Genomic DNA, 5,459 nt, shown 5'->3' with positions numbered 1-5,459 from the left:
TGCAGGCCGCTGCCGGCAGCGAGCTCGCCGCCGGCAGCCTCAATTTGGAGGCGCCCCTGGTGCGGGAGGTGAGTCGCCGTGGGGCCGACAGCGCCATTGCCCGGATCATCAATTTGGTGGAGCGTGCCCAGGCGCGTAAGGCGCCAATTCAGGCCCTCGTGGACCGGATCGCCGGGCGCTTCACCCTGGTGGTGCTGGCTATAGCGGTGGCGACTCTGCTTTTTTGGTGGTTGCTAGGCACCGAGATCTGGCCCCAGGTGCTCAACTCCCCCCATACCGCCGGTCATGCCGGGGGGCACGCCGGCCATGGGGTACTTGGCACCAGCGCCGAAACCCCCTTTGCCCTGGCCCTGCAATTAGCAATTGCGGTGTTGGTGGTGGCCTGCCCCTGCGCCTTGGGCCTAGCTACCCCCACCGCCATCACGGTGGGCACCGGTAAGGCTGCCCGGGAGGGTTTGCTGTTTCGCGGTGGTGATGCGATTGAAACCGCTGCCCGGATCCAGGCTGTGCTGTTCGACAAAACCGGCACCCTCACCCTGGGGCGTGCCTTGGTGGCGGCGGTGGAGCCCCTCGCTGATCTTGATGCCGATCGGCTGGTGCAACTTGCGGCCAGCCTTGAAGCGGGCAGTCGCCATCCCCTGGGCCAGGCCTTGCTGCAGGAAGCCCAACGCCGTGATCTGGCGCTGTTTGAGCTGGGTGATTCCCACACCACAGCCGGTGAAGGCGTGGCGGGCTTGGTTGAGGGCAGGCGGTTGCGGGTTGGACGGCTGGCCTGGGTGGAGCCGGCGCCTTCAGCTCCATTGCTTGCTCGCCAGGCTCTGCTCGAGTGTCACGGTGCCAGCGTGCTGGCCGTGGCCGACGACCAGCTGGGCCTGCTCGGATTAGTAGCAATCAATGATCAGCCCCGCCCGGACGCGGCGGCGGTGCTGGCAGCCCTGCGGGGCATGGATCTGGAGCTTGGCCTGCTCAGTGGCGATCGGCGTGAGCCGGTGCAGCAGCTGGGCAGCAGGCTGGGTCTGGCTGAGGCCGAGCTGGCCTGGGAACTGCGGCCCGAGCAGAAGCTGGAGCGCATCCTGCAGCATCCGGCCTACGGCGCCCTGGCGATGGTGGGTGATGGCATCAACGACGCCCCTGCCCTGGCTGCGGCAGACCTTGGCATCGCCGTTGGAACGGGCACCCAGATCGCCCAGGACAGCGCCGATTTGGTGGTGATGGGCGAGCAGCTCGACGGCATTGTGCGGGCCCTGCTGCTGGCCCGCCGCACCATGGCCAAGGTGCGCCAAAACCTTGCTTGGGCCTTTGGTTACAACCTGATCGTGCTGCCCCTGGCGGCCGGTGTGTTGCTGCCCGGCTTTGGGCTATTGCTAACCCCGCCGCTGGCTGCCCTGCTGATGGCCCTTAGCTCGATCACGGTGGTGGCAAATGCCCTGTTGTTGCAGGATGGCAGGGACCATGACAGCTGATTTCCAGGTGTCAGAGCCGGCAGTGGCTCCCCAAGGTCGGTTCGTGGTGCTTGAGGGCATCGATGGCTGTGGCAAGAGCACCCAGATCGATGCTCTACGCCGCTGGTTGCCCACCAGTGGCTTGCTGGCAACCGGGGCCGAGCTGCTGGTGACCCGGGAGCCGGGTGGCACTGCCCTGGGGGCCGCCCTGCGTCAGCTGCTTCTGCACCCCCCCGGTGAGGCGGCGCCGGAGCCAATGGCCGAGCTGCTGCTCTACGCCGCCGATCGGGCCCAGCATGTGGAGCAGTGCATTCGGCCGGCTCTGGCGGCCGGCCATTGGGTGCTGAGCGATCGCTACAGCGGCTCTACGGCGGCCTATCAGGGCTATGGCCGCGGCCTCGACCTGGCCCGTATCGCCCAGCTGGAGCAGCTGGCTACAGGAGGCCTGGCGCCTGATCTCACCCTGTGGCTGGAGTTGCCCCTGGCCGAATCCCTGCGACGCCGCGGTGAGCGCCCTGCCGATCGCATCGAGGCCAGCGGCGAGGCTTTTCTGCAGCGGGTTATCGATGGTTTTGCGGCCTTGGCCGCAGGGCGGGGCTGGCGGCGGGTCGATGCCACCGGGGCGCCGGAGCAGGTGGCGGCAGCCTGCTGCGGCTTAGTGGCCGAGCTTGCGGCTGGTTCGCCCCCATGACGGCCCTGTTCGAGGACCTGCTTGGTCAGACCAGGGCCGTAGCCCTGCTCGAGGCCTCTTTGGTTAAGGGGCGGCTTGCGCCGGCTTATTTGTTTGCCGGCCCTGATGGCGTCGGGCGGAGGTTGGCGGCGTTGCGCTTTTTGGAGGGCGTGTTGGCAGGGCTTCAGGGCGATGCCGGTATCCGCCGGCGTCTGCAGGAGGGAAACCACCCGGATCTGCTCTGGGTGGAGCCCACCTATCAGGACAAAGGCCAGTTGGTGCCGGCTTCCAAGGCCGAGGAGCTGGGCTTGGCGCGCCGGGCTGCACCCCAGCTGCGGCTTGAGCAGATTCGCGACGTTTCGCGCTTTTTATCCCGCCGGGCCGTGGAAGCCAGGGGTTGTGTGGTGGTGCTGGAGGACGCCGAAGCGATGGCGGAGGGGGCAGCCAATGCCTTGCTCAAAACCCTGGAGGAGCCCGGCGAGGGCCTGTTGATCCTGATCGCGGCGAAGCCAGAGCAGCTGCTCACTACGATTCGCTCCCGCTGCCAGCAGATCCCCTTCACCCGGCTCAGCTCCGAGCAGCTGGCGGTGGTGCTGGAGCGCTGCGGTGAGCCCGCCCCAACGGCCGATCCACCTGAACTGCTGGAGCTGGCCGCAGGTTCGCCCGGGGGCCTGCTGCGTTGCCGCCAGGCCTGGGCAGCCCTGCCTGAGGGGCTGGCGGCAAGGTTGCTGGATTTGGCAGCAGCTGCGGAGCCCCTCCAGGCCCTGGCCCTGGCAAGGGATCTGGCCGAGGCCCTTGATGCTGAACAACAGCTATGGCTGCTTGGCTGGTGGCAGCTGGCGTTATGGAGGCGGCAGGCCCCGGTGGCCCAGCTCCAGCGTCTGGAACGCCTGCGCAGCCAGCTGCGCGCCTACGTGCAGCCGCGGCTGGCCTGGGAAGTGGCCCTGCTGGAGTTGGCCGGGATCTGATCAGCTGGCCTGGGCTTGACGTTCGCTGGGCAGTTCCAGGCAGTAGCCGGCGCCGTACACCGTTTTGATGAAGCGGGGTTTACGGGGATCTGGCTCGAGCTTGGTGCGTAGGTGGCGCACGTGCACCCTGATGGTTTCGATGTCGTCGTCAGGTTCGTAGCCCCACACCTCCTTGAGGATCAGGGAAGGTGCCACGGTTTGGCCGTGGCGCTGCAGCAGGCAGTGCAGCAGTTCGAATTCCAGGTGGGTGAGGCGCACCGGCTCGTCAAACCAGATGGCTTCAAAGCGCTCCGGCACCAGGGTGATGCAGCCGTAGCTGAGGATTTCGTTGTGCTTGGTGGAGAGGGGGGCATGGTCGCTGCGGCGCAGCAGCGCCTTAACCCGCACCATCAACTCCTCGAGATCGAAGGGCTTGGGGAGATAGTCGTCGGCGCCGGAATTGAAACCGCTCACCTTGTCTTTGATGCTGCCGAGGGCCGTGAGCATCAGGATCGGGATCTTGGCTGTCCGCTCATCGCGCCGTAGGCGCTGGCAGAGGGTGAGGCCGTCCACCTTGGGCAACATCAGATCCAGCAGGATCAGATCAGGGCTGTATTGCAGGGCTAGAGCCTGGCCCTTGATGCCGTCTTCGGCGCGCTGTACGTCGAAGCCGCCATGCTCCAGGTGGCCTGCCACCAGCTCGCGCATGTCGCTGTCGTCTTCGATCAGCAGGATGCAGGGCTTCATGGAATCAGGTAGAGGAGCAATCGCTACCGCCGCAGCGAACTTCAGCGCATTTTCTCCATTTTTGCCCGGATGGGTGAGCTCGGCCGCTGATTGAAGGTTTGCTGAAACGATTCTTTTGGGCTGATCGCGCCCGTTCGCCTGACTCAGGCCAGTGGGGGCAAGCCCTGCCGCTGTCATCTTTGGCCGGATCTTCAGGATTTCTTCCTGGTTTTTTGTTGCGGCGCGGGCAATAAAAAACCGCAACCCAAGGGCTGCGGTTTGGTGAATAAGCTCCCCGGGCGGGATTCGAACCTGCGACCAATCGATTAACAGTCGATCGCTCTACCGCTGAGCTACCGAGGAATAAGCCGGATCAAACCGGTTCGAAGACCTTACCCTTCGGCCCTGCCGCCCTGCAAGGGGGCCAAGCGCTGGGCTAGCTGCTGTCCGTTCTGCCAGCTCCCCACGGAGCCGTGCTCCATCAAGGCGGCGCCATCGCAGTGCTGCAGCTCCTCAAGCCGGTGGGTGATCCAAAGGGCAGTGAGTGGGGCTGCGGGCCGGTGGGTGAGCTGCCAGAGCAACTGCAAAACCCCGTTTTGGCTGTCGGGGTCTAGCAGGGCGGTTGGTTCATCCAGCAGCACTAGATCGGCGTCGCTGGCAAGGGCGCCGGCTATGGCCAGGCGCTGCTTCTGGCCGCCGCTGAGGGTGTGGATCGGCCGCTCTTCAAAACCGCCTAACCCCACTTGGGCAAGGGATTCGGCCACTCGGGAGCGCCGTTCATCGTCCCGTAAATCTGCTGGCAGGCCTAGTTGCAGGTCGCTGGCGCAGCTGGGCAGCAGCAGCTGATGGTCTGGGTTTTGAAAAACGAGTGCGGCCTTGCCGGCAGCGTGAATGCGGCCGCTGCGGGGCTCCAGCAGCCCGGCGATCAACCGCAGCAAAGTGCTTTTGCCGCTGCCATTGGTGCCCACCAGCATCCATAGCCCTGGCCTAGGGATCTGCAGGTTGCAGTGACGCAGGGCCGGGCGGCCATTGGGCCAGGCGAAGCTCAGGCGCTCAACGGTTAGAGGAGTCGTCATGACCGGGTGGCTCCAGCGCGATGCCGTGGCAGCTCAGCTGTCGAAGCTGAAACCGGGGCGCTTGCCGCCGCTACCCATGGCTGATTTCTCGTACAGCTGCACCGCAACCACTTCACTGCAAAGCAAGGTGATCCGCTTTTCCTCCTCCTTCTCGCAAGTGAGTTCCAGCAGTCGGGGGCCATCGCCTTCGAGGACCTGCCGCACCTGGTTGTAGAGGACCTGGGCATCGTTCAACTCCTTGCGCTGAACGGCAACAGGCATGGGGCTGAGCTTGAGGGAGAGCTCGACTACGTACATGGATGGGGGTTGGGCTTGCCCCACTGTGGCGAATCCCGTCCCCCATGGTGCAAGAAGCGACTTGGGCAAAACGCAACTGGCGGCCCCTAGGTAAATCTGCTCAGCGTTGCGACGGGTTTGCGCACCTGACGGTTGTGACCCGTAGTATTCCGATGTAACGCTTCATGAAGCCGCTCTCATGACGATCGCCTTAGGCCGCGCGCCGCAGCGGGGATGGTTCGACATCCTCGATGACTGGCTCAAGCGCGACCGCTTCGTATTTGTGGGGTGGTCTGGTCTGCTCCTGTTCCCCACGGCCTAT

General features: G+C 65.3%; 6 protein-coding genes, 1 tRNA gene and 1 pseudogene. 4 read left to right on the top strand and 4 right to left on the bottom strand.

Features of this window, described 5'->3' with window-relative positions:
- The 3 genes from KBY74_RS13385 to KBY74_RS13375 form a co-directional block, all read left to right on the top strand.
- Window positions 1-1,463: cation-translocating P-type ATPase (locus KBY74_RS13385; protein ID WP_254943125.1), on the top strand; the 1,463-nt coding region annotated here is incomplete at its 5' end.
- On the top strand, window positions 1,453-2,133 hold the full coding sequence (tmk, locus tag KBY74_RS13380; RefSeq protein ID WP_254943124.1) for a dTMP kinase: 681 nt from the start codon (window positions 1,453-1,455) through the stop codon (window positions 2,131-2,133). The genes KBY74_RS13385 and tmk, both read left to right, overlap by 11 nt.
- Window positions 2,130-3,080, top strand: a complete 951-nt coding sequence (locus tag KBY74_RS13375; protein WP_254943123.1) for a DNA polymerase III subunit delta' — start codon at window positions 2,130-2,132, stop codon at window positions 3,078-3,080. The genes tmk and KBY74_RS13375 overlap by 4 nt, the downstream gene beginning before the upstream one ends.
- Here KBY74_RS13375 and KBY74_RS13370 read toward each other — a convergent pair whose 3' ends face one another.
- From KBY74_RS13370 to KBY74_RS13355, 4 genes are all read right to left on the bottom strand, one after another.
- A complete protein-coding gene (locus KBY74_RS13370; protein ID WP_254935582.1) occupies window positions 3,081-3,806 on the bottom strand; it encodes a response regulator transcription factor in 726 nt (241 codons plus the stop codon).
- 270 nt (window positions 3,807-4,076) lie between these two features.
- A tRNA-Asn gene (locus KBY74_RS13365) sits at window positions 4,077-4,148 on the bottom strand.
- A gap of 29 nt (window positions 4,149-4,177) precedes the next feature.
- Window positions 4,178-4,861: an ABC transporter ATP-binding protein gene (locus KBY74_RS13360; protein WP_254943122.1), complete on the bottom strand. Its 684-nt coding sequence runs from the start codon at window positions 4,859-4,861 to the stop codon at window positions 4,178-4,180.
- 33 nt (window positions 4,862-4,894) lie between these two features.
- Entirely contained in the window at window positions 4,895-5,158 is a 264-nt protein-coding gene (locus KBY74_RS13355) for a hypothetical protein (RefSeq protein WP_254943121.1), read from the bottom strand.
- Window positions 5,159-5,336: 178 nt separating this feature from the next.
- Here KBY74_RS13355 and KBY74_RS13350 point away from each other — a divergent pair.
- Window positions 5,337-5,459: pseudogene (locus tag KBY74_RS13350) on the top strand (photosystem II D2 protein (photosystem q(a) protein)); the annotation flags it as partial.

The sequence above is a fragment of the Cyanobium sp. A1C-AMD genome, from assembly GCF_024346495.1.
Classification (GTDB): domain Bacteria; phylum Cyanobacteriota; class Cyanobacteriia; order PCC-6307; family Cyanobiaceae; genus Cyanobium_A; species Cyanobium_A usitatum.
This window is presented reverse-complemented; position numbering and strand designations above follow the sequence as displayed.

Coding starts and splice junctions, on each gene's coding strand:
- tmk (WP_254943124.1), top strand. CDS start 1,453: ATGACAGCTGATTTCCAGGTGTCAGAGCCGGCAGTGGCTCCCCAAGGT.
- KBY74_RS13355 (WP_254943121.1), bottom strand. CDS start 5,158: ATGTACGTAGTCGAGCTCTCCCTCAAGCTCAGCCCCATGCCTGTTGCC.
- KBY74_RS13360 (WP_254943122.1), bottom strand. CDS start 4,861: ATGACGACTCCTCTAACCGTTGAGCGCCTGAGCTTCGCCTGGCCCAAT.
- KBY74_RS13370 (WP_254935582.1), bottom strand. CDS start 3,806: ATGAAGCCCTGCATCCTGCTGATCGAAGACGACAGCGACATGCGCGAG.
- KBY74_RS13375 (WP_254943123.1), top strand. CDS start 2,130: ATGACGGCCCTGTTCGAGGACCTGCTTGGTCAGACCAGGGCCGTAGCC.